The sequence below is a fragment of the Bacillus sp. TH17 genome (assembly GCF_016651125.1).
Classification (GTDB): Bacteria; Bacillota; Bacilli; order Bacillales; family Bacillaceae_G; genus Bacillus_A; species Bacillus_A mycoides.
This window is the reverse complement of record NZ_JAEKEN010000001.1, coordinates 3694834-3720719: the sequence shown is the minus strand read 5'-3', so window position 1 is coordinate 3720719 and position 25886 is coordinate 3694834. Positions and strand designations below refer to the sequence as shown.

At 36.8% G+C, this 25886-nt stretch carries 21 protein-coding genes, 1 tRNA gene and 2 riboswitches; of the genes, 18 read left to right on the top strand and 4 right to left on the bottom strand.

The genetic code is table 11. The features are described 5' to 3' along the window. Positions 1 to 95 precede the first annotated feature (95 nt). From JFT95_RS19030 to glcK, 14 genes are all read left to right on the top strand, one after another. Positions 96 to 169, top strand: a tRNA-Ile gene (locus JFT95_RS19030). A gap of 220 nt (positions 170 to 389) precedes the next feature. Continuing rightward, positions 390 to 1001, top strand: coding sequence for a superoxide dismutase [Mn] (sodA, locus tag JFT95_RS19025; protein ID WP_001052029.1), 612 nt, complete (start codon positions 390 to 392; stop codon positions 999 to 1001). Between the two features lie 122 nt (positions 1002 to 1123). Beyond that, positions 1124 to 2401 (top strand): MFS transporter, encoded by a 1278-nt coding sequence (locus JFT95_RS19020; RefSeq protein ID WP_002015154.1) that lies wholly within the window; start codon positions 1124 to 1126, stop codon positions 2399 to 2401. A gap of 109 nt (positions 2402 to 2510) precedes the next feature. Next, positions 2511 to 4643, top strand: a complete 2133-nt coding sequence (locus JFT95_RS19015; RefSeq protein WP_088040158.1) for a peptidoglycan D,D-transpeptidase FtsI family protein — start codon at positions 2511 to 2513, stop codon at positions 4641 to 4643. Between the two features lie 522 nt (positions 4644 to 5165). Further along, positions 5166 to 6083, top strand: coding sequence for a PstS family phosphate ABC transporter substrate-binding protein (locus JFT95_RS19010; protein ID WP_002138359.1), 918 nt, complete (start codon positions 5166 to 5168; stop codon positions 6081 to 6083). Between the two features lie 27 nt (positions 6084 to 6110). Beyond that, on the top strand, positions 6111 to 7061 hold the full coding sequence (gene pstC / locus JFT95_RS19005; protein WP_002088646.1) for a phosphate ABC transporter permease subunit PstC: 951 nt from the start codon (positions 6111 to 6113) through the stop codon (positions 7059 to 7061). A gap of 1 nt (position 7062) precedes the next feature. Then, complete coding sequence (gene pstA / locus JFT95_RS19000) at positions 7063 to 7929, top strand: phosphate ABC transporter permease PstA (protein ID WP_002088645.1); 867 nt, start codon at positions 7063 to 7065, stop codon at positions 7927 to 7929. Positions 7930 to 7957: 28 nt separating this feature from the next. Then, on the top strand, positions 7958 to 8773 hold the full coding sequence (gene pstB / locus JFT95_RS18995) for a phosphate ABC transporter ATP-binding protein (protein ID WP_002088644.1): 816 nt from the start codon (positions 7958 to 7960) through the stop codon (positions 8771 to 8773). A gap of 327 nt (positions 8774 to 9100) precedes the next feature. Beyond that, a complete protein-coding gene (gene phoU, locus JFT95_RS18990; protein ID WP_002015145.1) occupies positions 9101 to 9757 on the top strand; it encodes a phosphate signaling complex protein PhoU in 657 nt (218 codons plus the stop codon). Positions 9758 to 10103: 346 nt separating this feature from the next. Next, positions 10104 to 12458 (top strand): sugar phosphate nucleotidyltransferase, encoded by a 2355-nt coding sequence (locus JFT95_RS18985; protein WP_201052964.1) that lies wholly within the window; start codon positions 10104 to 10106, stop codon positions 12456 to 12458. Between the two features lie 69 nt (positions 12459 to 12527). Continuing rightward, the gene (gene rpmG, locus JFT95_RS18980) at positions 12528 to 12677 is read left to right on the top strand and encodes a 50S ribosomal protein L33 (RefSeq protein WP_001265616.1); all 150 of its coding nucleotides are present in this window, start codon (positions 12528 to 12530) and stop codon (positions 12675 to 12677) included. 104 nt (positions 12678 to 12781) lie between these two features. Then, positions 12782 to 13360 carry a 5-formyltetrahydrofolate cyclo-ligase gene (locus tag JFT95_RS18975; RefSeq protein ID WP_201052963.1) on the top strand — a complete coding sequence of 193 codons (579 nt, stop codon included), beginning with the start codon at positions 12782 to 12784 and terminating at the stop codon, positions 13358 to 13360. A gap of 103 nt (positions 13361 to 13463) precedes the next feature. After that, a complete protein-coding gene (locus JFT95_RS18970) occupies positions 13464 to 13664 on the top strand; it encodes a YqgQ family protein (protein WP_000253699.1) in 201 nt (66 codons plus the stop codon). Between the two features lie 19 nt (positions 13665 to 13683). Next, positions 13684 to 14667: a glucokinase gene (gene glcK / locus JFT95_RS18965; protein WP_002034037.1), complete on the top strand. Its 984-nt coding sequence runs from the start codon at positions 13684 to 13686 to the stop codon at positions 14665 to 14667. A gap of 80 nt (positions 14668 to 14747) precedes the next feature. Here glcK and JFT95_RS18960 read toward each other — a convergent pair whose 3' ends face one another. Next, positions 14748 to 14918, bottom strand: coding sequence for a DUF2759 domain-containing protein (locus JFT95_RS18960; RefSeq protein WP_002034036.1), 171 nt, complete (start codon positions 14916 to 14918; stop codon positions 14748 to 14750). 170 nt (positions 14919 to 15088) lie between these two features. Between JFT95_RS18960 and JFT95_RS18955 the strand changes: the two genes are divergently transcribed. Together JFT95_RS18955 and JFT95_RS18950 are read left to right on the top strand one after the other, a co-directional pair. Further along, positions 15089 to 15718 (top strand): MBL fold metallo-hydrolase, encoded by a 630-nt coding sequence (locus JFT95_RS18955; protein WP_002034035.1) that lies wholly within the window; start codon positions 15089 to 15091, stop codon positions 15716 to 15718. 9 nt (positions 15719 to 15727) lie between these two features. Next, positions 15728 to 16840, top strand: coding sequence for a class I SAM-dependent methyltransferase (locus JFT95_RS18950; protein WP_012261713.1), 1113 nt, complete (start codon positions 15728 to 15730; stop codon positions 16838 to 16840). A gap of 148 nt (positions 16841 to 16988) precedes the next feature. Here JFT95_RS18950 and JFT95_RS18945 read toward each other — a convergent pair whose 3' ends face one another. The 3 genes from JFT95_RS18945 to JFT95_RS18935 form a co-directional block, all read right to left on the bottom strand. Continuing rightward, positions 16989 to 17279: an ArsR/SmtB family transcription factor gene (locus tag JFT95_RS18945; RefSeq protein WP_000894375.1), complete on the bottom strand. Its 291-nt coding sequence runs from the start codon at positions 17277 to 17279 to the stop codon at positions 16989 to 16991. Between the two features lie 510 nt (positions 17280 to 17789). After that, a complete protein-coding gene (gene metC / locus JFT95_RS18940) occupies positions 17790 to 18953 on the bottom strand; it encodes a cystathionine beta-lyase (protein ID WP_002088638.1) in 1164 nt (387 codons plus the stop codon). Then, complete coding sequence (locus JFT95_RS18935) at positions 18950 to 20062, bottom strand: methionine biosynthesis PLP-dependent protein (RefSeq protein ID WP_002015129.1); 1113 nt, start codon at positions 20060 to 20062, stop codon at positions 18950 to 18952. Before JFT95_RS18935 ends, metC begins: the two co-directional genes overlap by 4 nt. Before the next feature lie 89 nt (positions 20063 to 20151). Continuing rightward, positions 20152 to 20265, bottom strand: a riboswitch (SAM riboswitch). Between the two features lie 202 nt (positions 20266 to 20467). Continuing rightward, positions 20468 to 20577, top strand: a riboswitch (SAM riboswitch). Between the two features lie 70 nt (positions 20578 to 20647). Here JFT95_RS18935 and JFT95_RS18930 point away from each other — a divergent pair. Together JFT95_RS18930 and metH are read left to right on the top strand one after the other, a co-directional pair. Further along, complete coding sequence (locus JFT95_RS18930; RefSeq protein ID WP_061674786.1) at positions 20648 to 22480, top strand: bifunctional homocysteine S-methyltransferase/methylenetetrahydrofolate reductase; 1833 nt, start codon at positions 20648 to 20650, stop codon at positions 22478 to 22480. Next, entirely contained in the window at positions 22480 to 25878 is a 3399-nt protein-coding gene (gene metH / locus JFT95_RS18925) for a methionine synthase (protein ID WP_201052962.1), read from the top strand. The genes JFT95_RS18930 and metH overlap by 1 nt, the downstream gene beginning before the upstream one ends. The last annotated feature ends 8 nt before the right edge of the window (positions 25879 to 25886 follow it).

The following is a 25886-nucleotide window of genomic DNA, read 5'->3' as shown; positions in this document are numbered from 1 at the left end:
CACTTTTCTTTCGTATATGGTAAATTTATCTTACATTTTTCAAACGATATACCTGATTGGAATTTAGTTGTTTTTAATGGTACATACATAATCGTGGACCCTTAGCTCAGTTGGTTAGAGCAGACGGCTCATAACCGTCCGGTCGTAGGTTCGAGTCCTACAGGGTCCATATCCATTTCATATGTTTATTATGTCAGCAGGAAGCTTCCTTGTAGAAGGAAGCTTTTTTTCGGAATATATGAGCATTTTAATTGAAAAGAAGTGGGGATTTTGCTACTTTAATGATAGCAAGACAAAGCGATTTATTTGTTTGCACCCTATGGCAATTAGGGTAGAATGAAGTTGTATGTCACTTAAGTGGCAATACATAAACCGGGAGGAATATAACAATGGCAAAACACGAATTACCAAATTTACCTTATGCGTATGATGCTTTAGAACCTCACTTTGATAAAGAAACAATGAACATCCATCATACAAAACATCACAACACGTATATTACAAACTTAAACGCTGCTTTAGAAGGTCATGCAGAATTAGCTGACAAAAGCGTTGAAGAATTAGTTGCAAACTTAAACGAAGTACCTGAAGCAATCCGTACAGCAGTACGTAACAATGGTGGCGGACATGCTAACCATACATTCTTCTGGACAATCCTATCTCCAAACGGCGGGGGACAACCAGTAGGCGAACTTGCAACTGCGATTGAAGCGAAATTCGGTAGCTTCGATGCATTCAAAGCAGAATTCGCAAAAGCTGGCGCAACTCGCTTCGGTTCTGGTTGGGCTTGGTTAGTAGTAAACAATGGTGAGTTAGAAGTAACAAGCACTCCAAACCAAGATTCTCCTCTAACTGAAGGTAAAACTCCAGTTATCGGTTTAGATGTTTGGGAGCATGCTTACTACTTAAATTACCAAAACCGTCGTCCTGACTACATCGGTGCATTCTGGAACGTTGTAGATTGGAACGTTGCTGAAAAACTTTACCAAGAAGCAAAATAATTAAAGTTAATACAGCTAGAAAAAAGCTAGGGGGTTTTCTCCTAGCTTTTTTCTATGTTCTCCTTTTACATAATTGAGCTTGTCTTTGGAAGACTAGAACATGAAGTAAAGGAGAGTTGTGTATGAAGTGGAAACATGTAATCGGTGATGTTGAAGTGAATCGGGATTTAGTATTATTGCTCGTTATAGGAGGTTTATACACGCTCGCAATTTCTTTATCGAATACGTTTGTAAACATTTATTTATGGAAGCAAACACAAAATTATGTGAATCTGGGCTTGTATAATTTGGCCAGCGTTGTATTGCAGCCTCTAACATTTCTTGTGGGCGGGAAATTAGCGAAACGTATTGATCGCTCGATTTTATTGAGAATCGGTGTAGGAACGTTAGCTGTTTTTTTTATCGTCGTTTTAGTAGCGGGAAAAAGTGCATCTCACTATATTTTATTAATGGGAGCCCTTTTAGGAGTTGGTTATGGTTTTTATTGGCTCGCTTTTAACTTGTTGACATTTGAGATTACAGAACCAGAAACAAGAGATTTTTTTAACGGTTTTCTAGGACTTCTTACATCGTTCTCTGGAATGATTGGACCGATAGCAGCGGGATATACAATTTCACGTATGGAAAAATGGAGTGGTTATACTGTCGTTTTCTTCCTCTCGTTAATGCTATTTGCGGTTGCAGTCGTTCTAAGCTTTTTTTTATCGAAGAGGGAATGTGAAGGACGCTATGAAATTGTGCAAGTATTGAAAGAGCGGCAAGTTGATGAAAACTGGGGAAGAATTACGCGCGCTCATTTCTTCCAAGGTTTGAGAGAGGGAACGTTTATTTTCGTCATTTCGGTATATGTCTATTTAGCATCTGGTAGCGAGTTAGCACTAGGGAAATATAGTTTAGTGAATTCTGCAGTATCATTTGTATGCTATTATTTAGTTGCTCGTATGTTAAAGAAAGAATGGCGAAAAAAAGCAATTTTACTTGGTGGCATTATTTTATATGCGGTCGTATTTTTAGTTATTTTTAATGTTACATATACGAAATTACTTATTTATGCAGCATGTATTGCGGTTGCATATCCGATTTTACTCGTTCCGTACGGCTCAATGACATACGATGTAATTGGTAGAGCAAAACAGGCGAGAGAATGGCGTGTAGAATATATAGTGGTCAGGGAATTATGGTTAAATGCCGGAAGAATTTGTTCCATTTTAAGTTTTTTATGTGCTGTCATATTTTTTCCGCCTGAAAAAAGTTTACCTTTCTTACTATGTATTTTAGGAGCTGGACATTTTCTTATTTATTTTGCAGTTAAAAATGTCAAATATGATGAGGGGAATGTGAACAAAACCAGTGTTGTAGCGCAAGGAAGCACGCAGAATCAAACTGAACCAGAAGGTTAACTTATCGCGTGTTTTATGCTAGAATAGAAAAAGATGTAAGACAGCAGTGAGGGCACCTGTATGAAGGTGTCCCTTTCACATTACATAGCTGTTGGTAGAGGGGGTTTGTATGAGCAAGAAGCAGAAACAACAAAAGAAAAAGACCCACGTTCCTTTTCGGTTAAACGTGTTGTTTTTTTGCGTGTTTTTAATGTTCTCCGCGGTTATTGTAAGGCTTGGATACGTACAAATTGTTCGTGGTGAGGAATATAAAAATGAAGTTGAGAAAAAAGAAAACTCAACGATAAGTAATCCTGTACCACGCGGGAAAATATTTGATCGTAATGGAGAAGCGGTCGTAGATAATGAGCCTATTCGTACAATTACATTTACAAAAATGAAGGGGTCAACTGCAGCAGATCGCTTAGAGACGGCGAAAAAGTTAGCAGATTTAATTGAAGTCCCAACAGATAAGTTAACAGATCGCGATAAGAAAGATTATTGGCTTGCTTTACATAAAGAAGAAGCAGAAGCAAAAGCAAAAATCACAAAAAAAGATCGTGAAGAGTTTAAAGCGAATAAAATTGACGATAAAGAACTAGATGAACGTCAACGAAATCGTGTAACAGAAGAAGAGATTAATCAACTGTCAGCAAAAGATTTAGAAATATTGGCGATCAAAAGTAAGATGGAAAGCGGATATGCAATGACGCCGCAAATCGTTAAAAAAAATGCAACACCGGAAGAATACGCGATTATTAGTGAAAATTTAGCGAAATTACCAGGTGTAGATACAAATGTTGATTGGGAGCGAAAATATAAGTATGACGATATGTTCCGAAGTGTACTTGGTGGTGTAACTTCTTCTGATGAAGGGTTACCGAGAGAAAGATTAGATCACTATCTTGTTCGTGATTATAATCGTAACGATCGCGTAGGAAAAAGTTACCTTGAGCAACAGTACGAAGATAGTTTACACGGCACAAAAGCTGAAGTTAGAAATGTTACAGATAAAGACGGTAATATTTTAGAAACTATTAATGTCTCACAAGGACAACGAGGTAACGATCTGAATTTAACGATTGATATGAAATTACAAAAGCGCGTAGAAGAAATTCTTACAAAAAACTTAATGAGATTTAAAGGGAGCGAGCCTCTTTTAGACCGTGCATTCGTTGTAATGATGAACCCGAAAAATGGTGAAGTTTTATCTATGGCGGGGAAACAATTAGTAAATAAAGACGGCGAAACGAAAGTAGAGGATTTTGCATTAGGAACGATGACAAGTTCTTATCCGATGGGTTCAACTGTAAAAGGCGCGACAGTACTTACTGGATATCAAACTGGTGCGATTCAGCCTGGAGCTGTACAGTATGATGAACCGATTAAATTAAAAGGGACACCTACGAAGTCATCTTGGAAAACGATGGGGTATATTAATGACCTGACAGCGTTAAAAATGTCTTCTAACGTTTATATGTTTAAAACAGCGATGAATATCGCTGGGGTTCCATATGTACGAGGCGGTACGTTAGATATTCCGAAAAGTGCGTTCGATACTATGCGTTACTATTTTGGTCAGTTTGGACTTGGTGTGAAAACAGGAATTGATTTGCCAAATGAAACAGCTGGTCAAATAGGTAAAGGAAATCAACCAGGTTTCTTATTAGATTTATCAATCGGGCAGTATGATACGTATACACCGCTTCAATTAGCGCAATATATTTCGACGATTGCAAATGGTGGATATCGTATGCAACCCCAAGTTGTAAAGGAAATTCGTCAGCCATCGGCGAAGCCAGAGGAAGTTGGAAAAGTTGTTCAATCCATGGAACCGAAAGTATTAAATCGTGTTGATATGCCTGAATCACAAATTAAACGTGTTCAAGAAGGATTTAGACAAGTGTTTAACGATACAGGTGGTACAGCTACAAAATACTTTGCAGGTGCACCGTATAAAGCCGCTGGGAAAACAGGTACAGCTCAAACTGTATATGGCGGAGATAAAGAGATTGGTAGAAATGCAAAGGGTGAGCGTGTTGAAACATATAACTTAACATTAGTAGGTTATGCCCCGCTCGAAGATCCAGAAGTAGCATTTTCTGTTGTTGTGCCATGGGTACATGATGATAAAACAGGGATTAATGGATATATCAGTCGTGAAATAATGGACGCTTATTTTGATTTGAAAAAACAAGCATTAACTGGTGAAGCTCCGCAAGATGAAAAAGCGAAAAAAAATAAAAATCAAGATGATGAATAAAAAAGTTGTAAAAAAAGCACACTATCTGAAAAGATAGTGTGCTTTTTTTTATGCCTTACGCATATGGTTTAGTAAATGTGGACAAGCATAAAATATTGAAAAAACATGTAGTTTCAAAAACGATGAACACAACAAGATTAGTGCATACGCTCTAAGTTTGTTGTGTGTGATAGGCGATAGCAGTTTTATCCCGCGTTTGAGGGCGGTAAAACTCCCACCTCAAAATTCAGCTGGAGCAAAGAAGTTAGATGGGAGCCCTGCTGCCCGTAAACGCCCGATTGGTGAGGGCTAATAATCAGTGGGGGAATGAACAAAACCCCCACTGATTAAAGTTTCGCTTTATGGATGATTAGAAAATTTCCTGCATCTAAAGTACAAAAGTGAAAATAAAGTTTGTGTATACAGTTGTTTTTGTGGGACTTTACAAAACTTTTACAAATAATTAAAACCGAATTAATAGTTTAGCAGTATTCTTATATCTGTAATCCTGTTATTTCCGGTTACTTCTAGGAGGAAGAACACGTGAAATGGATGAGCGCATCGATTAAAGTTTTGACATTATCGACATGTTTCCTTTGTTTTAATATGTCTACTGCATTCGCTACAAATGAAATGGGAGAAGTGAGAGTTGATGGATCCTCAACGGTTTTCCCTATTATAGAGGCAGTAGCAGAGGAATATACAAAGGCCCATCCAAACGTGAAAATTTCTATTAGTATTTCTGGGACAGGGGGAGGATTTAATCGTTTCAGTAAAGGAGAAGTAGATATAAACAATGCTTCGAGATTGATGAAACCGGTAGAAGAAAATGCAATGCAGAAAAAATCCATTCAATTTACACCATTTGAGGTTGCTTATGACGGTCTAACGATTGTTGTGAATCGTCAAAATACGTGGGTAAACAATATGACGATAGACGAGTTACGTCTGTTATGGAGTGAAAATGGAAGATTGAAACGATGGTCACAAATTCATTCATCATGGCCTCGTGAACAAGTTAAATTTTATGCGCCAGGCGTAGACTCTGGTACTTATGATTATTTCCAAAATGTTGTCTTACAAAATAATCGCCTTGTAAAAACGGTTTCTTTGTCTGAAGACGATCAAGTTATTATGCAAGGGGTAATGAATGATAAAAATGCCATTGCTTTTGTAGGATATGCTTATTATATGGCCAATCGAGATAAGGTAAAAGCAATACAGGTGGATGGTGTATTTCCAACGAAAGAGACCATTCAGTCGGGTACGTATAAGCCATTATCTAGGCCGCTATTTACGTATGTGAATCATGCATCTATCAGAAATAAAATTAATGTAGCAAATTATGTTGAGTTTATGATTAAGCATGTTGGAAGCCTTGCTGAAGAGGTCGGATATGTAAAATTACCAAAAGAAAAATATAATGAACAGCTGCGAATGTTAACAGAAATAAAAAGGTAATGTCAGGGTGGAAAGGGGTTTTCATCTTTGGCTCATAATGACAAAAGTCAAATTACATTTTCTGTACAACATTTGATTGAGAGAAATACAAATAGAAGAAAAAAAACGCAGCGAATCAATCGAATTGTTCCGTTAATACTAAAAGCCATTGCTAGCGTGTCCATTGTAACGACACTTGGAATTATTATTACGTTGGCAAATGAAACAATCATGTTTTTTCAAAAGATATCATTGTATTCTTTTTTGACAGAGAAGGAATGGTTACCTTTTTTTGAAGATCCCAAATTCGGTATATTACCACTTATATGTGGAACAATCCTTGTAACAGCAATTGCCATGTTCGTAGCAATTCCTATCGGTTTAGGGTGTGCCGTGTTTTTAAGCGAATACGCTTCGAATGGCGCTCGGAAAATATTAAAACCGTTGTTAGAGCTACTAGCAGGCATCCCGACAATTGTATATGGTTTTTTCGCGTTAACAGTTGTCACACCACTTTTACAACGGGTTATACCAGATTTGCAGTTTTTTAATGCTATTAGTCCAGGTATTGTTATAGGGTTTATGATGATACCGACGATTGCGTCTCTCTCTGAAGATGCGATGAGAGCTGTAGCGAAAGGAATTAAAGAAGCCTCATTAGCGCTAGGAGCAACTCGTTTCGAGATGGTAAAACAAGTGGTGTTTCCATCGGCTTTTACGGGCATAATGGCAGCGATTATATTAGCAGCTTCCAGGGCAATTGGTGAAACGATGATTGTTGTTATTGCAGCTGGATCAACACCTAATGTATCGATAGATCCGACTCATTCTATTCAAACATTAACAGCCTATATTGTACAAGTGAGTTTAGGTGATGCTCCGCACGGAACGATTACTTATTACAGCATGTATGCTGTAGGCGCAACGTTATTTATGTTTACTTTTATTATGAATATCATTTCGCAATATATTATGCGCCGTTTTAGGAGGTTGACATAATATGCGAATGTTAAACCATAAGAACATACAAGAAAATATGGCATCGCGTTTTTTAAAGGATCGGATTTACAAGTGTTTGTTTTATATAGCAATTTTGTTTTCAGTAGTAATACTTTTTATATTGCTTTTTCAAATTTTTGAAAAAGGTATAAGTTATCTTTCAATAGATTTCTTTACAAACTTCGCCTCACGTAATCCGAGAGAAGCTGGGATTGTCGCTGCTTTGTCAGGAACAATACTATTTATGAGCATTGTTATACCAGTCTCTTTTATATTCGGAGTCGGAACAGCTCTTTATTTAGAGCATTATGCGAAGGAGTCCGTTTTTAAAAAGTTAATTGAATTAAATAATCAAACATTAGCAGGGGTACCTTCCGTTGTGTTTGGTTTACTCGGGTTAACTATTTTCGTATACGCTCTCCATTTGGGAGAGAGCATAATGGCAGCGGCACTGACGATGAGTTTACTCGTCTTACCAACTGTTGTTGTAGCTAGTCAAGAAGCGATTAGAACTGTGCCGAGCTCATTACTAGAGGCTTCTTACGGATTAGGTGCTACGAAATGGCAAACGATGTATCAAATTGTATTGCCAGTCGCTTTGCCAGGGATTGTAACGGGATGTACGTTAGCGGTATCGAGAGCAATTGGTGAGGCAGCACCATTATTAGTTATTGGGGCCCTTGCCTTTGCAAATTATGTTCCGTTCAGTATGTTTGATAGATTTACGGTTTTACCAATTCAAATTTTTAATTGGATGAGTAGACCACAAGAAGAATTTCAGTATGTAGCAGCAGCTGGGATGATTGTTTTGCTAGGATTGTTGCTCTTTATAAATATATTTGTCTTATGGTTACGAAATCGAAAATAAGTTGGAAGTGGATGAAAGGAGAATTCAAATGGTAGCAACAGTAGTAAATGTACAGGTGAAAAATGAAAAAAAGATTGAGACAGCACCAAAAAAAATAGTATTTGATACGAAAAATTTAAATTTATGGTACGGAGAAGACCATGCTTTAAAAGATATCAACTTAAGTATTCATGAGAATGAAGTAACAGCGATTATCGGCCCAAGTGGTTGTGGGAAATCAACATACTTAAAAACGCTAAATCGTATGGTAGAGTTAGTGCCTATCGTTCGAACTACGGGCGTTATCGAATATAGAGAACGAAACATATTTGATAAATCATATCCAGTTGAAGAATTACGTACGCATGTGGGTATGGTGTTCCAAAAGCCAAATCCATTCCCAAAATCTATTTATGAAAATGTAGCATATGGTCCGAAAATCCATGGTGTTCGTGACAAAAAAACACTTGATGAAATTGTTGAAAATAGCTTGCGCGGCGCAGCTATTTGGGATGAGTTAAAAGATCGTTTGCATGATAATGCATACGGTTTATCTGGTGGTCAGCAACAACGTCTATGCATTGCACGCTGCTTAGCGATTGAGCCAGACGTAATTTTAATGGATGAGCCAACATCGGCGCTAGATCCAATTTCAACATCAAAAGTAGAAGAATTAATTCAGGAGTTAAAGAAAGATTTTAGTATTGTTATCGTAACGCACAACATGCAACAAGCAGCACGAATTTCAGATAAAACTGCTTTCTTTTTAAGTGGAGAAGTTGTGGAATATACAGATACGAACAAATTATTTACAACACCTGCAGATAAGCGTACAGAAGACTACATTACAGGACGATTTGGTTGATATCGCTAGCAAGGCTAAGAGTAAATGCCCTCTTAACAGAGGGCATTTCTCATTTTTACCTCATTTTAAATAGGGGAGTAATATTTCTCTTTTCTCAAGGCTTAATAAACATACAAGAGGCTGGGTAGGGGATTTATCCCGCTATTTGCCGGGCAGTAAAACTCCCACCTCAAAATTCGGATGGAGCAAAGAAGTTAGGTGGGAGTCGGGCTGCCCATAAACGCCCGATTGGTGAGGGCTAATAATCAGTGGGGGATGAAAAACCCCCACACTGATTAAAGTTTCACTTTATATAAAATGGCACATAATATTGAGGGGGAAGAAATGATGGTAAGAGAACAGTTTCAATGTGATTTAAAAACGTTACAGCAAAAGGTGATCGAGCTTGGTGAGTTAGCAAGTGGAGCTTTATTGATTGCTATGGAAGGTCTTCACAACAGGGATGTAGAGAAAGCGTTAGAAGTCATTGATGGGGATTATCGCATGGATAATTTAGAAGAGGAAATAAATGACCTTGCGCTTATGCTTATTACAAAGCAGCAGCCTGTAGCAAGTGATTTAAGAAGAATTTTCATTTCAATTAAAACAGCGACAGATTTAGAACGTATTGCAGACCATGCTGTTAATATTGCGAAATCAACAATTCGTCTTGGTGAAAAAGAAGTGGTTGTTAGTTTGCATAATCTTGAGGAAATGTTTGAGATTGCTCATAAGATGTTAAATTTAGCATTAGAAGCATATGAGCAAGAAAATTTAACTTTTGCTAAACAAATTGCTGAAATGGATGATTCAGTTGATGAAATTTATGGGAAGGCGATTCGTGAATTTATTTCATCTATCCCTGGACAACCAGAAGCGATTACACAAATTACACAACTATCCTTTGTTGCTAGATATATTGAGCGTGTAGCAGACCATGTTACAAATATTGCCGAGAATGTATTTTATGTAGTAAAAGGAAAGCATTATTTATTGAATGAGTAGGGGGAAAAGTAGGTGATGAGAAATCACCTGCTTTTTTTAGTCAAAACATGACAAAAAAAGCTCGTTGTTTCCTTTAGTCTATGATGATAAGATGTATCATAATTAATGGAAAAATAAGTACATATATGTTAGTTACGTTTTATTAATTATTTTACCAAGTTAATGGTAAGCGCTTTCTTTTTTTGTGGGAGTTAAAAGGTACATTTATTTATAAAGTGAGGCTTTAATTAGTGGGGCTGTCTCTCGCTGATTGTTAGATCATACTAAACCGGACTTTTACTGCAGTTAATGTGGGGTAAATGATATACGGAGTTCTTGAACATTATATAAGTGGAGGCTGAAGTATATGAAGGGGGTTATTTTAGCTGGAGGAAAAGGGAGACGCCTTAGACCATTAACATGTAATACTCCAAAACCGATGTTACCATTGTTAGAAAAACCAGTTCTTGAATATAATATTGAATTATTACGTCAGCATGGTATTCGTGAAATTGCAATTACAGTTCAATATATGAGTACTGCCATTAAGCAATACTTTGGTGATGGTAGTAAGTGGGGAGTTAACTTGTATTATTTTGAAGATTCTCCTCCGCTTGGAACAGCAGGGAGTATTAAGCAAGCGGAAAGTTTTTTAGATGAAACATTTGTTGTTATTAGTGGGGATGCACTAACTGACTTTCAATTATCAGAAGGAATTGCATTTCATGAACAGAAGAAGAGAATGGTAACGATGTTTGTGAAAGAAGTAGAAAACCCACTCTCATTTGGCTTAGTTGTAATGAATAAAGAACAAGAAATTATACGATATATAGAAAAGCCGAGCTGGAATGAGGTAGTTTCTAATATTGTGAATACAGGTATTTATATAATGGAGCCAGAAATCTTTTCTTACATACCATCCATGGAATTTTCGGATTTCAGTCATGATGTGTTTCCTTTATTGGCAAATAAAAATGCTTTATTTGCATATTTATCAGAAGACTATTGGCTAGATATTGGTACATTTGATCAATATCGGCAAGCTCAATTCGATTTGTTGACGAAAAAATTGAAGGTGCCTATTCCATATACAGAAGTATTACCGATGGTGTGGATGGGAGAAGGTGTAACGATAGGAAAAGGGACGAAAATTCATGGCCCTTCTTTTATTGGAGAAGGAGCAATGATTGGTGCAGGGGCTGTAATTGAACCGTACTCTATTATCGGGAAAAATAGTATCGTTTCAAGTCATTCTCATCTTCAAAAAAGCATCATTTTTGCAAATTCTCATATAGGAAAAAATTGTGAGTTGTTAGAAACAACAATAGGAGATCATACAATGGTCGAAGATGATGTTACACTTTTTCAAAAAAGTATTGTAGCGGATCATTGTCATATAGGGAAAAGTACAGTAATTAAGCAAAAAGGAAAAATATGGCCATATAAGGAGATAGATAGTCATTCGATAGTAGGTTCTGCCGGTGTTAAAGAGAGTGAAAAGAGTGCAGGATGGTTACAAAAAAGCCGAATTGTAGGAAGGGGTAATGTTGAAATTACTCCTCAATTTATTGTGAAAGTTGCAATGGCTTATGGATCTCTTTTTGCCAAAGGGGAGAGTATATTGATTGGAAGTCAGGAAAATATAGAAACAACTTCCTTTAAAAATTTATTCCTCCATGCCATTCATGGCAGCGGGATTCATACGATGGAATGTAAAGAAATGAATGAGTCGCTTTTTCAGTATGCCATTCATAATTTGCAATGTGCAGGTGGAGTTTTCGTTCAAGTGGAAAGCGAAAGAGGGATTGTTATACAACTGTATGGCAAGGAGGGCTCGTTTTTAACGTATAAGCAGCAAAAAGAGATAGAACAAGTATATATGTCTGAGTCGTTTTATTACGCTTCTGAGAAAGAACTGGGGCGAAATAAGCTAGTTCACGTTTCTGCAAATAATTATGTAGAAGCTGTGTTAGAGCGTATTGATATTGAAACGATACAAAAACAGAAGTTTCATCTTCTTATTAATAAGAGAAATGATATGTTACAACATTTACTTATGATTTTTTTGCAAAGGCTCGGGTGCACAGTTACATGGATTTATGCGGGCGAACAAAAGCATCATGTGAAAGCCTTAATGAAATCAAGTAAAGCAAATATGGCACTTATGTTTTCAGAGCAAGGAAATTATTTCGAGTTATATGATAATTATAGTAATATTTACCAGGGAACAGATTTTGAAGAGGTAGATATTCCAGATTTATTACTTGAATCGGCAGGAAATATTTACCCGATGTCTTTGAAATTAGGAGAATGTTACCTTCTATTTTATACGCAGGATGAAAAAAAGTCGTTTCAAGCGAGATGGAAGCGAGATATTTTATATCGAATTGGAAAATTATTTGAGCTAATAGCATTGCAGGGAAAAACATTTCTCAGCATAGTAGAGCAATCACCTCCGCTCTATCTACTTTGTGATGAAGTTGTATGTTCATGGAATGAAAAAGGGAAAGTAATGAGGAAATTATTGGCTGATATGGAAAGAAAGGAAGAAGGTATATTTGAAGGAGTACAGTTCAAATATACCGAAAAAGAGTGGTCTTATATCGTTTCTGACACAAAACAACCGAAATTTTTAGTGTATTCGCATGCTAGAAACCCAGTAATAGCAAGGGAAAACATGAAAAATCTTATAGAAAAAATTAGACAATATCAAAAGGTGTAGAATTTTTATTTTAAAAGTGGTATTATAGTATAGTCTGATTTAAGTTATTAGTACTGGAGGGAAATAAGAATGCGTGTGAATATTACTCTAGCATGTACAGAATGCGGAGATCGTAATTATATCTCAAAGAAAAACAAACGTAACAACGCTGAGCGTATCGAGCTTAAAAAGTATTGCAAGCGTGACAAGAAGTCTACGTTACACCGTGAAACAAAGTAAGCAGTAGGAATATTTTCCTACTGTTTCTTTTTTTATTCGGTTCCTCTGTTAAAAGTGATACACTATCATCGTAGAGCAAAGTGTCACTGTGAGGGGGAAAATGTGTGAGAGAAGAGAAACTACGTTTACGTAAACAAATAATAGAACACATGAATTCTTTATCAGAAGAACGGTATACAACTTTATCAGAGCAAATTGCAGCTTCGTTGTATGCGCAAAAAGAGTGGGTTGAAGCTAAAACAATTGGAATCACCCTCTCAATGGAAAATGAAGTGAATACATATCCTATTATCGAAAAAGCTTGGGAAGAAGGAAAGAAAGTTGTTGTTCCGAAGTGTAATAAAGGAACACGAACGATGTCTTTCCGGAAAATTAGTAATTTTGATCAATTAGAAACAGTGTATATGAATTTACGTGAACCAATTCCAGCGCTTACGGAAGAAGTGGATGCAGATGAAATTGATCTTCAAATCGTGCCAGGCGTAGCTTATACAGAGCGAGGAGAACGGATTGGATATGGCGGTGGCTATTATGATCGTTATCTCGTGCATTATAAAGGGAAAGCGCTATCATTAGCTTATAGTTTTCAAATGGTAGAACATATTCCAGTAGAGCCATTTGATAAAAATGTAGAAAAAATTATTACAGAAAAAGGAACAATGGTTAAAAATGGGCTTGTATAGACAAATAAAAATTGACGAGACTTTTTCTTCGTGATTATAATAAAATATGTGAACGTTTTCTTATTATAATTTTTTATAGTAAGTGAGCATAGAGGGTGATGAAATGGTATCTATTTATGATATTCAGCAATTGCTAAAGAAATTTGGTACGATTATTTATACGGGTGATCGAATTGCAGATTTACAATTAATGCAAGATGAATTGCGTGAATTAAATCAATCACAGCTAATCGACCCACAAGACTATCAAACAGCTTTATTTTTATTGAAGCAAGAAATTCAAAAAGAGCTAAATAAGAATTAGATAAAGGTAGGTAAGTAACATGGAAGAGAAATGGTTAGTTGGTGTTGACCTTGGTGGTACAACGATTAAATTAGCATTTATTAATGTGTATGGTGAAATTTTACATAAGTGGGAAATCCCTACGAATACAAATGAACAAGGAAAACATATTACACTTGATGTAGCGAAAGCTATTGATAAAAAGTTAGAAGAATTAGGTGAATTAAAAAGCAAGCTAATTGGTATTGGTATGGGAGCTCCTGGTCCTGTACATGTGGCATCTGGAATGATTTATGAAGCGGTTAATTTAGGATGGAAAAACTATCCGTTAAAAGACTTGCTAGAAGTAGAAACAGGATTACCTGTTGTTATTGATAATGATGCAAACTTAGCGGCGCTTGGTGAAATGTGGAAAGGTGCTGGTGAAGGAGCAAAAGATTTAATTTGTATGACACTTGGCACTGGTGTTGGTGGTGGTGTTATCGCCAATGGTGAGATTGTACATGGTATAAGCGGTGCTGCTGGTGAGATTGGACATATTACAGTTGTTACAGAGAACGCTTTTCCATGTAATTGCGGGAAGTCGGGTTGTTTAGAAACGGTAGCCTCTGCAACAGGTATTGTACGTGTTGCTATGCAACAAATACAAGAGACAGATAAAGAAAGTGTTTTACGTTCTATGTTAGCAGAAGAAGGGCTTATTACATCAAAAGATGTATTTGAAGCACTTGGACAAGGTGACGAACTAGCAGGTGAAGTAGTGGAAAAAGTAGCTTCTTATTTAGGATTAGCTGTAGCGAACCTTGCTAGTACGTTGAACCCAGAGAAAATCGTAATTGGTGGTGGCGTATCTAAAGCTGGAGACGCACTATTAGAGCCAATTCAACGTTATTTCGAGCAATATGCTTTCTCTCGTGCTGTAAAGAGCACAAAGTTAGCAATTGCAATACTTGGTAATGATGCAGGTGTAATTGGAGGAGCGTGGCTTGTAAAAAAGCACAAATACGAGGCGAAGATGATATAAGTTGTGAATAATGAAAAGAGGAAGGGGCCCCCTTCCTCTTTTTATGCAAGATCTTGTTGGAGAATAAAAATGTAAATGGATTAAGCTGGTGGGTACCCATTATATAGAACAGTCATGATTGTAAACCATCCGAAAACAAGTACGGTTGCAATAGCGAAGCCGCCCGCGAATAAGTTTTTTTCGCGAAGTGTTCTAAGCGTAGCAAATACAGCTAACAGAGTGACTAGCGTAAAAATAATAACAAGGCCCATACAATATCCTCCTCTGTCTACTCATTCCTTAGGATGAGTTTTTAGAATATTTACTCTTTTACATTGTACATGTTTTAAAAATGATTGTCGAGATAACACGCCTTCTTTTCCTAAGAGAAAGAAATGTTGTATCATTAAAAGTAAATTAAATAACTGGAGGAGATTTTCATATGAAATGGATACAAATGCCTTTAGGCCCATTACAAACAAATGCTTATATTTTAACGAATGATCAAAATGAGTGTATTATTTTTGATCCTGGTCATGAAGGAGAGAAACTTGTTACATATTTACAGGAAGCACAGTTAAAGCCACTTGCGGTTTTATTAACACATGCTCATTTCGATCATATTGGTGCTGTTGATGCCGTGAGAGACGCTTTTCATATTCCGGTATACGTACATAAAGAAGAAGCGAATTGGTTAGGTGATGCAACTGTGAATGGCTCGCAAATTTTTATGATGAACCGCAGTATTACAGCAAAACCAGCAGATCATATTATTGACGAAGAGGGTACATTAACGATCAGTTCTTTTAGTTTTGAAATTTTTGAGACACCAGGACATTCTCCAGGAAGTATCTCTTATTATAGTAAAGAAGCGAATGCTGTATTTTCTGGAGATGTATTGTTCCAAATGAGTATTGGAAGAACGGATTTACCTGGTGGAAGTTTTGCTGAATTAATTGGAAGTATTGAAGAGAAGCTATTTGTATTACCAGATGAAACAGCAGTGCTATGTGGACACGGTCCAGAAACAAGTATTGGATTTGAAAAAGAAAATAATCCATTTTTACAATAAGGAGTCATTATGGGGATGGAGCTCAATTTAAGAGAATGGATGGGAAAAGAAAAGGATCATTCGATTTCATATAGTACGTATATGAACCTCGTATTATATGCAGAGGAACATGGGTATTATATGAGAGAACGTGAAAAAATTGGAAGACAGGGAGATTTTTTTACGAGTAGCAATGTATCTTCTGTATTTGCGAAGACTTTTGCTAAGTTTTTTATTCGGCTTGTTGAAAAGGGAGAAGTTTTTCCAAATATTTGTGAGATTGGTGGGGGAACAGGAAAGTTTGCCTATGATGTTTTACAAGAATGGAAACAATTATCTCCGGAAACCTTTATCAATTTAAACTATTCAATTATTGAAGTGAGCCCTTTTCATAGAAGGCTACAACAGGAGAGGCTTTGCTTATTTGATAATGTGTCGTATTATACATCTTATATTGAAATGGGAGAGTCTTTCGAAGGAATTATTTTTTCGAATGAATTATTTGATGCGTTTCCTGTTGAGATAGTTGAGAAAAGAAATGGAATTTTGTATGAAGTACGTATCACGTATACAGATGAGGGAAACCTTACAGAAGTATTTAGACCGATAGAGAAAAGAGTCGGTCGTTACTTATTGAAATATAACATTCATATTGCTGAGGGACAGCGCTTTGAAGTGCCTATTGCAATGGAAGAGTATATAGAAGAGATTGCGAAATGGTTTCAGAAAGGTATATGTATTACAGTTGATTATGGATATACAAAAGAAGAATGGATGCATCCTGCACATCGTGAAGGAAGTTTAAGAGGATATTATAAGCACAAGCTAATTCGTAATCCTCTTGCATATCCAGGAGAAATGGACCTTACTACGCATGTTCATTGGGATGAGTTGAAGATGAATTTTGAGCTACAAGGAATTAATACGATATGGCATAGGAAGCAATCAGAGTTTTTGTTAGCAGCAGGAATATTAGATCAGCTTGCTAGCCATCAAGATACCAACCCTTTTTCTGAAACTCAAAAACTAAATAGAGCTATTCGCTCTATGATTTTGAACGGAGGATTAGGTAATGCTTTCGATGTTGTTATACACACAAAAGATATGAAGAATTTACTTTTGAATCAATATTTAACAATATAAAAAACAAGACACAGTATTTTCTGTGTCTTGTTTTTTAATACGACTTTTAATTATGTAGCATTATATATTTTCTCTCATGATATATATTTATATTAAAGATATGAGATGAAAAATATAGAATACACTCTTTTTCTCTGTCTATAGGTCCCTAACCTAATAATACGCGAACGAGTTGAATGATTGTTTCGTTTTCTACTTTGTAGTAAATTTCCAATCCTTTTCTTTCACTAGAAACGATTTTAGCACTTTTTAACTTTGCTAAATGCTGTGAAATTGTAGATTGTGGCATGTTTAAGCCTGTGTACATTGTAGAAACGTTGCTTGGGCCACGTTCAATTAATCCCTTTACAATACATAAGCGAACAGGATGAGCAAGCACTTTCAATAATTCTGCATTGCTTTCATATAGTTCTATTTCTTTTTGAAAGGTTTCTAACATGTTCTTTTCCACCTCCGTGTGAGCTGTTATACCATACTATACATACCAAAAAATCAAAGAAAAGAAAACAGTTGTTGCAGAAAAAAAGTCCTAAAGTAAAGAAATTGTAAGAAAAGAGACCCTGATGTAAATAAAATAGATAAATTTGCACAGTTTTGTAAAATGACATTTTTGAGTGAAAATTTTGATGCGTTTCAAAAATTGAAAGATATAGATATATTCGTAACACAATTTTATCATGATTTTCTTATTCTTTCAAATGAATATACAAAATTTTTAAAATAATATGACAAAGGAATTATAATGTTATATATAGAATATATAACAGGTTAAAAGAAAAGAAGCTGATTATGATCAGCTTCATTATGATGATAATGAAATGTTTGGATGTAACTGATACATCTTAGAATAATCAAGTCATCAGTCATTTATTCTAGAGTTCATCTTTTTAAACAACTATTTTATTTCTTGAAGAGTTTTATTATTCGTACACAGCTTCTTTTCTTCCCTTTATGCATTTACAGGTTCTTCTACATAAGAAAGGGCATTTTCAAAATCGGATATTAAATCGTCAACATTTTCAAGGCCAACGGATAACCGAAGTAATGAATTAGAAATACCTCTTTCATCACGAGCTTCTTGCGACAATGCTGCATGTGACATTTTAGCTGGGTAGGAAAGAATCGATTCGACAGCTCCTAAACTAACTGCGAAGACAGGTAATTTTACTTTTGATAAAAATTGGCGGAGTGCGTCTTCTGATTGTAAAGTGAAAGATAGGACAGCTCCGGCTGATGTAGCTTGAGATTGTTGAATGTCAAATCCAAGATGTGTTTGTAAGCCAGGATAATAGACATTTTGAACTTTAGTGTGCTCTTGTAAAAAATGTGCGATTTTGTTGGCACCTGCAGCTGAATGTTCGAGGCGTACATGCAATGTTTTAATGCCGCGAAGCACGAGAGAACAATCTTGCGGTCCTAAAATAGCACCAAAAGCGTTTTGTAGAAAGCCGAGCTTTTGAGCGAGTTCTTCATCTTTTACGACAGCTAATCCGGCGGTGACATCGCTATGACCAGCAATAAACTTTGTAGCGCTATGAAGAACGACATCAGCGCCAAGATCAAGCGGTTTTTGAAATAGTGGTGTCAAAAATGTATTATCAACAAAAGTAAGAGCACCAATAGATTTTGCAAGATTAGAAACAGCACGAATATCTGTCACTTTTAAAAGTGGGTTAGAAGGTGTTTCTACATAAAAGAGCTTCGTATTTGGTTTAATGTTTTCTTTTACTTCTTCCACATTGGTCATATCAACAAATGTATGTGAAACACCATAACGGGAGAGAACTTCAGTAACAATTCGATAAGTACCTCCATATACATCTTCTGAAATAAGAACATGGTCACCTTGTGAAAGAAGGAGAAATGCAGTAGAAATGGCTGCAATGCCTGATGCAAAGGCAAATCCTTTTGTCCCGCCTTCTAATAAAGCAATGATATCTTCAAGAGCTTCACGTGTTGGATTTCCAGATCTACTATAGTCATACTTTCCGAAAGCATCTACATCAAACTGATGGAATGTTGATGTGTTATAGATGGGAACGTTAACAGCTCCTGTGTGTGAGTCATGCTTGTATTGATTATGCAGTAAAAGCGTATCTATGGAATAACTCATATTCTTACACCTTCTTTTACAAGTTTAATTGCTTGCTTTAAGTCTCGAATTAAGTCGTTGCTATTTTCGATGCCGACTGAAAAACGGAGAAGACGATTACACACACCACGTGCTGTTCGAACATCTTCTGGAATATCGGCATGAGTTTGCGTTGCTGGATAAGTCATTAAACTTTCGACACCGCCAAGACTTTCAGCAAATGTAATTAAGGATAAAGATTGTAAGAAAGGATTAATCCAAGTTTCATCTTGAAGGCGAAATGAAATCATACCACCTCTTCCTGGATAAAATACATCTGTCACACCATCTTCATCATTTAAATAAGCAACAATTGCATGAGCGTTTTCTTCATGCTGTTTCATGCGAAGTGCTAAAGTCTTCATGCCTCGAATTAATAGCCATGAATCAAACGGGCTTAAGACAGCACCAGAGGCATTATGATAATGAGCGAGCTCCTCGCAAAGAGATTTCCCTTTCGCAACGACAAGTCCGCTTAGTACATCGTTATGACCGCCTAAATATTTAGTTGCGCTATGAAGGACGATGTTTGCACCTTCTGTTAATGGTTGCTGTATATAAGGCGTATAGAACGTGTTATCTACAATAAGAAGTAGTCCGTGCCTTTTCGCTACACTTGCTACACTTACGATATCAGTTACTTGCATTAATGGATTAGTCGGTGTTTCTATGAAAATAGCCTTCGTTTGAGATGTGATTGCTTGCTCAATTTGTTTAATAGATTGTGTATCTACGTATCTACATCGAATATTCCACTTGTCTTCATGTTCGGAAAATAGACGATATGTTCCCCCGTATAAGTCTTCAGATACGATAAGCTCATCTCCGGAACGGAATAGTGAAAGGACAAGGAGAACAGCCGCCATTCCTGAACTACAGGCATACCCTTGCTCACCGCTTTCTAAGTCTGCAATTGCCTGTTCTAAAAGGCCGCGAGTCGGATTTCCAGTTCTTGAATAGTCAAATCCAGTAGATTTACCAATTCCTTCGTGACGATAAGCAGTTGAGAAATAAACAGGTGGATTAACCGTTCCTGTTGTAGCTTCGCTACGGTTCCCGATTTGTGCTAGTTTTGTTTCGATTGTTGACATGTAAAAATTCCCCCTTTTTAAAGTGAACGACTAAGTGAAAATAAAAAAAGCCTTCTAAGAAGAAGGCTTTCGGATTGAATAGAGTCTTCTTCTCATCTGTCAAATCTTTCACAATTTGCTGGAATTAGCACCTTATTAACGAATGAATGTTAATGGTTGCTGAGGCGTCAAAGGGCCAGTCCCTCTACCTCTCTAGATAAGAATGTTCGTATGAAATTTTATTATGGTTTTAACTTTACAACAAAAGATAATTGAATTGCAACTTTATTTTAAATAATTTTTATTTTTCCGCAAGTGTCATTGACTTTTATTTTAGTGCGTGCTAAATTTATAAAAAATTAACAAACATTGTTAAAAGGGGAACGTATTTCCTTTTAGCTACATAAATAAAATAATAAAGACAAACTCTTATTGAGAGCGGTGGAGGGAAAGGCCCTGTGAAACCCGGCAACCTTCAAACTAAATGTTTGAAACGGTGCTAAAACCTGCAAAACGTGTGTTTTGCATAATAAGAGGAGGAACAATTATGTCCCCCTCTTCAAAGTGAAGAGGGGGTTTTTATATTGATAGAAATGAGGGAGATTCGTGAAATTACTAGATTTATTATCAAAAGGAATTGTAATAGGTGATGGTGCGGTTGGAACGTTATTACATTCGCATGGTTTACAAAGTAGTTTTGAAGAATTGAATTTGTCTGATCCGGACTTAATTATATCGATCCATAAACAATATGTAGCTGCTGGAGCGGATGTTATTCAAACGAATACGTATGGTGCGAATGAAGCGAAACTCCGCATGTATGGTCTAGAAAATCAAGTTGTCCAAATTAATAAAGCGGCAGTGAATATTGCGAAAGCATCAGTAACAGATCGGAATGCAATTTTAGGGACAATTGGAGGTATGAAACATATTGGTGCTGTTACAACGACTGATATAGAGCGAGAATTTATGTTACTTGAGCAGGCAGGTGCTTTACTAGAAGAACAGGTTGATGGATTACTATTAGAAACTTTTTATGATGAATTTGAATTATTGCATGCGGTTAAAGTATTGCGTAAACAAACGAATATTCCGATTGTTGCTCAGTTAGCGTTACATGAGGCAGGTACGACTCAAAATGGGAATGATGTCAATGAAATATTAAAACAGCTTTTAGATTACGGTGCCAATGTTGTTGGGTTGAACTGTCAACTAGGCCCGCTTCACATGACGGAAGCTTTCAAAATGATATCGATTCCTCAAAATGGCTATTTATCAGCATATCCGAATGCAGGTCTCCCGAATTATGTGGAAGGGCGTTACGTATATGAGGGAAGTCCAGCGTATTTTGAAGAAATGACACCGAAATTTATTGAACAAGGTATTCGTTTATTAGGTGGTTGTTGTGGTACTACCCCGGAACATATTGAAGGAATGAAACGTGCTACTCTAAATGTTGCACCTGTAATAGCAAAGGAGACGATTCAAAGGCCTAAAGTGGTCCATACACATGAGAAGCGTTCGAGAGCTCATGTTACTCTAGCAGAAAAGGCAAAGAAACAAACGACAGTTGTAGTGGAATTAGATCCACCGAAAACGTTAGACACGCAGCGTTTTTTTGAAGGGGCAAGAGCACTGAAAAGGGCTGGAGCGGATGCTATTACTCTAGCAGATAATTCATTAGCATCTCCTCGTGTTTCGAATATGGCTATGGGTGCATTATTAACGAAGCATGATATTCCAGTATTGACGCATTTAACGTGTAGAGACCATAACGTCATTGGACTACAGTCTCACTTACTTGGATTATCAGCATTAGGTATGGAGGAAGTGCTAGCTTTAACTGGTGATCCAGCGCGCGTTGGTGATTTCCCAGGTGCAACTTCTGTATATGATTTGTCATCGATAGAGCTCATTAAAATGATTAAAGAGATGAACGACGGACGCTCTATTTTAGGGAAATCAATTGGTCCGGCAACAAGATTTTCTGTTGGAGGTGCATTCAATCCTCATGTAAGGCATTTAAAAGCAGCGGTCAAGCGAATGGAACGAAAAATTGATGCTGGTGCTGAATATTTCTTAACGCAGCCGATATATGATGTTGCTTTAATAGAAGAAGTATATGAAGCGACAAAGCATTTGGAACAACCTATCTTTATTGGAATTATGCCGTTAGTAAGTAAGCGGAACGCAGATTTTCTTCATTTTGAAGTGCCGGGTATTACTCTCCCTGAAGAGATAAGACAAAGAATGGATGGACATGAAACGAAAGATGCAGCCATAGAGGAAGGGATTCGTATTTCACAAGAGTTGATCGATGCGGCGATGAAATACTTTAACGGTATTTATCTTATTACACCGTTTTTAAAATATGAAATTACAGAACATCTCGTGAAATATGTGAGAGAAAAGCAAGAAGTGAAAGAAGGTATTAATTGATGAAACGAATAGAAGAGAGATTACAACATGAAATTTTAATATTAGATGGTGCAATGGGAACGATGATTCAGCAAGAAGACTTAACAGCGGAAGACTTTGGAGGAGAAGAATACGAAGGTTGTAATGAATATTTAGTAAAAACAAGACCGGATGTTATTTTAAATATTCATAAAGTCTACATTGAAGCTGGAGCAGATATTATTGAAACGAATACGTTTGGTGCAACAAATATTGTATTAAGTGATTATGCATTGTCTCATTTAGATGAAGAGTTAAACGAAAGGGCAGCGCTTTTGGCGAAGCAAGCGGTTAAAGAAAGTGGGAAAGAAGTGTATGTTGCGGGAGCGATGGGACCAACGACGAAAGCGATTAGTGTTACAGGTGGTGTGACTTTTGAAGAGTTAATTGAAGCCTATACAAGGCAAGCGAGAGGACTATTAAGAGGAGAAGTTGATGTATTACTCGTTGAAACGAGTCAAGATATGCGTAATGTGAAAGCTGCGTACATTGGAATTCAATCGGCGTTTGAAGAACTAAACAAAATAGTACCTATTATGATTTCTGGAACAATTGAACCGATGGGAACGACTTTAGCGGGTCAAACGATCGAAGCCTTTTATTTATCGGTAGAGCATATGAAGCCATTATCGGTTGGATTAAACTGTGCTACTGGTCCAGAATTTATGAGGGAACATATACGTTCCCTATCTGATTTATCGGAGTGTTATATTTCGTGTTATCCAAACGCTGGTCTTCCTGATGAAGATGGGCATTATCACGAATCTCCAGCGTCACTTGCTGAAAAAGTAAAACGTTTTGCTGAAGAAGGATGGATTAATATTATTGGTGGTTGTTGTGGCACAACACCAGAACATATACGTGTAATGAAATCGGCGCTTGCCTCGATTAACCCTCGTGAGCATCATGAAAGGGTTGGACATGGAATTAGTGGACTAGAAGCGTTGCAATACGATGATTCTATGAGGCCTTTATTTGTTGGAGAAAGGACGAATGTAATTGGATCGCGTAAGTTTAAAAGATTAGTAGCAGAAGGGAAATTTGAAGAGGCTGCTGAAGTGGCAAGAGCGCAAGTGAAGAAAAATGCTCATATTATTGATATTTGTATGGCAGACCCTGATCGTGATGAAATAGAAGATATGGAAAGATTCTTGGCAGAAGTTACGAAAGTGTTAAAAGTACCGATTATGATTGATTCAACAGATGAAAATGTTATGGCGAAAGCTCTTACTTATATTCAAGGAAAAGGTGTTATCAATTCTATTAATTTAGAGGATGGAGAAGAACGTTTTGAAAAAGTGACACCCCTTCTTCGGAAATACGGTGCTGCGATAGTTGTAGGGACAATTGATGAAGATGGTATGGCAGTTAGTGCAGAAAGAAAGATAGAGATTGCTAAAAGAAGCTATGAATTACTAACGAAAAAGTATGGTATACGCCCATCTGATATTATTTTTGATGCGCTTGTGTTTCCTGTAGGAACAGGTGATGAAGAATATATAGGTTCAGCGGCAGCGACTATAGAAGGAATTCGTCTTATTAAAGAAGCGTTACCAGAATGTTTAACGATTCTAGGTGTGAGTAATATATCTTTTGGTTTACCACCAGCTGGACGTGAAGTATTAAACTCTGTCTTTCTATATCATGCAACGAAAGCAGGATTAGATTATGCGATTGTTAATACGGAAAAATTAGAACGCTATGCGTTAATTCCAGAGGAAGAAAAACGTCTTGCGGATGCATTATTATTTGAAACGACGAAAGAGACGTTAGAAAAATTTACAAACTTTTATCGTGTTGCCAAAAAGAAAGATGTCGTTATACAAGAAACGCTAACACTTGATGAACGACTGGCAAATTATATTGTAGAAGGTACGAAGCAAGGACTACAAGAAGATCTAAGTCTCGCGCTTACAGAAGGACGAAAACCTCTGGATATTATTAACGGGCCGCTTATGACAGGAATGGATGAGGTGGGGCGATTATTTAATGGTAATGAGCTTATCGTTGCTGAAGTATTGCAAAGTGCTGAAAGTATGAAAGCTGCCGTAAGTTATTTAGAGCCACATATGGAATCTAGTGAGAGTGCAAAAAAAGGGAAAGTATTATTAGCGACTGTTAAAGGAGACGTACATGATATTGGGAAAAACCTTGTTGAAATTATTTTATCAAATAACGGATATGAAATTATTAATTTAGGAATTAATGTTCGTTCGGATCGAATTGTTCAAGAAGTACAAGAAAAGAAACCTGATATTATTGGCCTTTCTGGTTTGTTAGTAAAATCAGCGCAACAAATGGTAACGACTGCTGAAGATTTAAAAGCAGCGAATATTGATATTCCAATTGTTGTAGGTGGTGCAGCACTAACGAGGAAATTTACAGATAATCGTATTTCTCCATCTTATAAAGGGCTCGTATGTTATGCAAGTGATGCAATGACAGGTCTTGATATTATTAACAAATTACAAAAAGAAGAAGAACGTGAAAAGATGAAGCGAGATAAAAAGGAACGCCATCTTCATATTGTGAAACAAGAGGAGAAAAAAATAGAAATTCCCGCAGTTATTGAGCCGTTGCCAAAAGCAACTGTTATAGTGCCAGATTCGACGAAACGAGTTGTATTACGGGATATTCCTGCCCTTCATCTTGCACCGTTTTTAAATAGACAAATGTTAATTGGACACCATCTTGGGTTAAAAGGAAACGTAAAAAAACTCTTGCAAGAAGGGGATAAAAGAGCACATGAGCTAAATGATTTAATTGATGAATTATTACAAGAAGGACAATCTTGGTTACGCCCAAAAGCGGTGTATCAATTTTTCCCGGCGCAAAGTGATGGACAAAATATAATTATATACGATCCGGAAGATCACACACGTATTATAGAGCAATTTGAATTTCCGAGACAAGGGAAAGCACCATACCGTACTTTAGGAGATTATATACGCCCGATTGGAGATGAGATGGATTATGTCGCTTTCTTATCTGTTACCGTTGGAGAAGGGGTTCGAGATATTGCAGAGGAGTGGAAGGCGAAGGGAGATTATTTACGCAGTCATGCGATTCAGTCGTTAGCACTTGAATTAGCAGAAGGACTTGCTGAAAAAACACATATGCTCATTCGTGATCGTTGGGGAATTCCAGATTCACCTGAACTGACGATGGAAGAGAGATTCCGTACAAAATATAGAGGAATACGCGTATCATTTGGTTATCCAGCATGCCCAGAACTTGCTGATCAAGAAAAATTATTTCGCTTAATTCATCCAGAAGAAATAGGTATTTCATTAACAGAAGGATTTATGATGGAGCCAGAAGCGTCTGTAACGGCTATGGTATTTTCTCACCCTGAGGCAAGGTATTTTAGTGTACTATAGTGTAGAAG

Excerpts from the sequence above, each read along its gene's own strand:
- JFT95_RS19020 (WP_002015154.1), top strand. The coding sequence starts at position 1,124 with ATGAAGTGGAAACATGTAATCGGTGATGTTGAAGTGAATCGGGATTTA.
- JFT95_RS18985 (WP_201052964.1), top strand. The coding sequence starts at position 10,104 with ATGAAGGGGGTTATTTTAGCTGGAGGAAAAGGGAGACGCCTTAGACCA.
- metC (WP_002088638.1), bottom strand. The coding sequence starts at position 18,953 with ATGAGTTATTCCATAGATACGCTTTTACTGCATAATCAATACAAGCAT.
- glcK (WP_002034037.1), top strand. The coding sequence starts at position 13,684 with ATGGAAGAGAAATGGTTAGTTGGTGTTGACCTTGGTGGTACAACGATT.
- JFT95_RS18950 (WP_012261713.1), top strand. The coding sequence starts at position 15,728 with ATGGGGATGGAGCTCAATTTAAGAGAATGGATGGGAAAAGAAAAGGAT.
- sodA (WP_001052029.1), top strand. The coding sequence starts at position 390 with ATGGCAAAACACGAATTACCAAATTTACCTTATGCGTATGATGCTTTA.
- pstA (WP_002088645.1), top strand. The coding sequence starts at position 7,063 with ATGCGAATGTTAAACCATAAGAACATACAAGAAAATATGGCATCGCGT.
- JFT95_RS18945 (WP_000894375.1), bottom strand. The coding sequence starts at position 17,279 with ATGTTAGAAACCTTTCAAAAAGAAATAGAACTATATGAAAGCAATGCA.
- phoU (WP_002015145.1), top strand. The coding sequence starts at position 9,101 with ATGGTAAGAGAACAGTTTCAATGTGATTTAAAAACGTTACAGCAAAAG.
- JFT95_RS19015 (WP_088040158.1), top strand. The coding sequence starts at position 2,511 with ATGAGCAAGAAGCAGAAACAACAAAAGAAAAAGACCCACGTTCCTTTT.
- metH (WP_201052962.1), top strand. The coding sequence starts at position 22,480 with ATGAAACGAATAGAAGAGAGATTACAACATGAAATTTTAATATTAGAT.
- rpmG (WP_001265616.1), top strand. The coding sequence starts at position 12,528 with ATGCGTGTGAATATTACTCTAGCATGTACAGAATGCGGAGATCGTAAT.
- JFT95_RS18935 (WP_002015129.1), bottom strand. The coding sequence starts at position 20,062 with ATGTCAACAATCGAAACAAAACTAGCACAAATCGGGAACCGTAGCGAA.
- JFT95_RS18970 (WP_000253699.1), top strand. The coding sequence starts at position 13,464 with ATGGTATCTATTTATGATATTCAGCAATTGCTAAAGAAATTTGGTACG.
- pstB (WP_002088644.1), top strand. The coding sequence starts at position 7,958 with ATGGTAGCAACAGTAGTAAATGTACAGGTGAAAAATGAAAAAAAGATT.
- JFT95_RS18960 (WP_002034036.1), bottom strand. The coding sequence starts at position 14,918 with ATGGGCCTTGTTATTATTTTTACGCTAGTCACTCTGTTAGCTGTATTT.
- JFT95_RS18955 (WP_002034035.1), top strand. The coding sequence starts at position 15,089 with ATGAAATGGATACAAATGCCTTTAGGCCCATTACAAACAAATGCTTAT.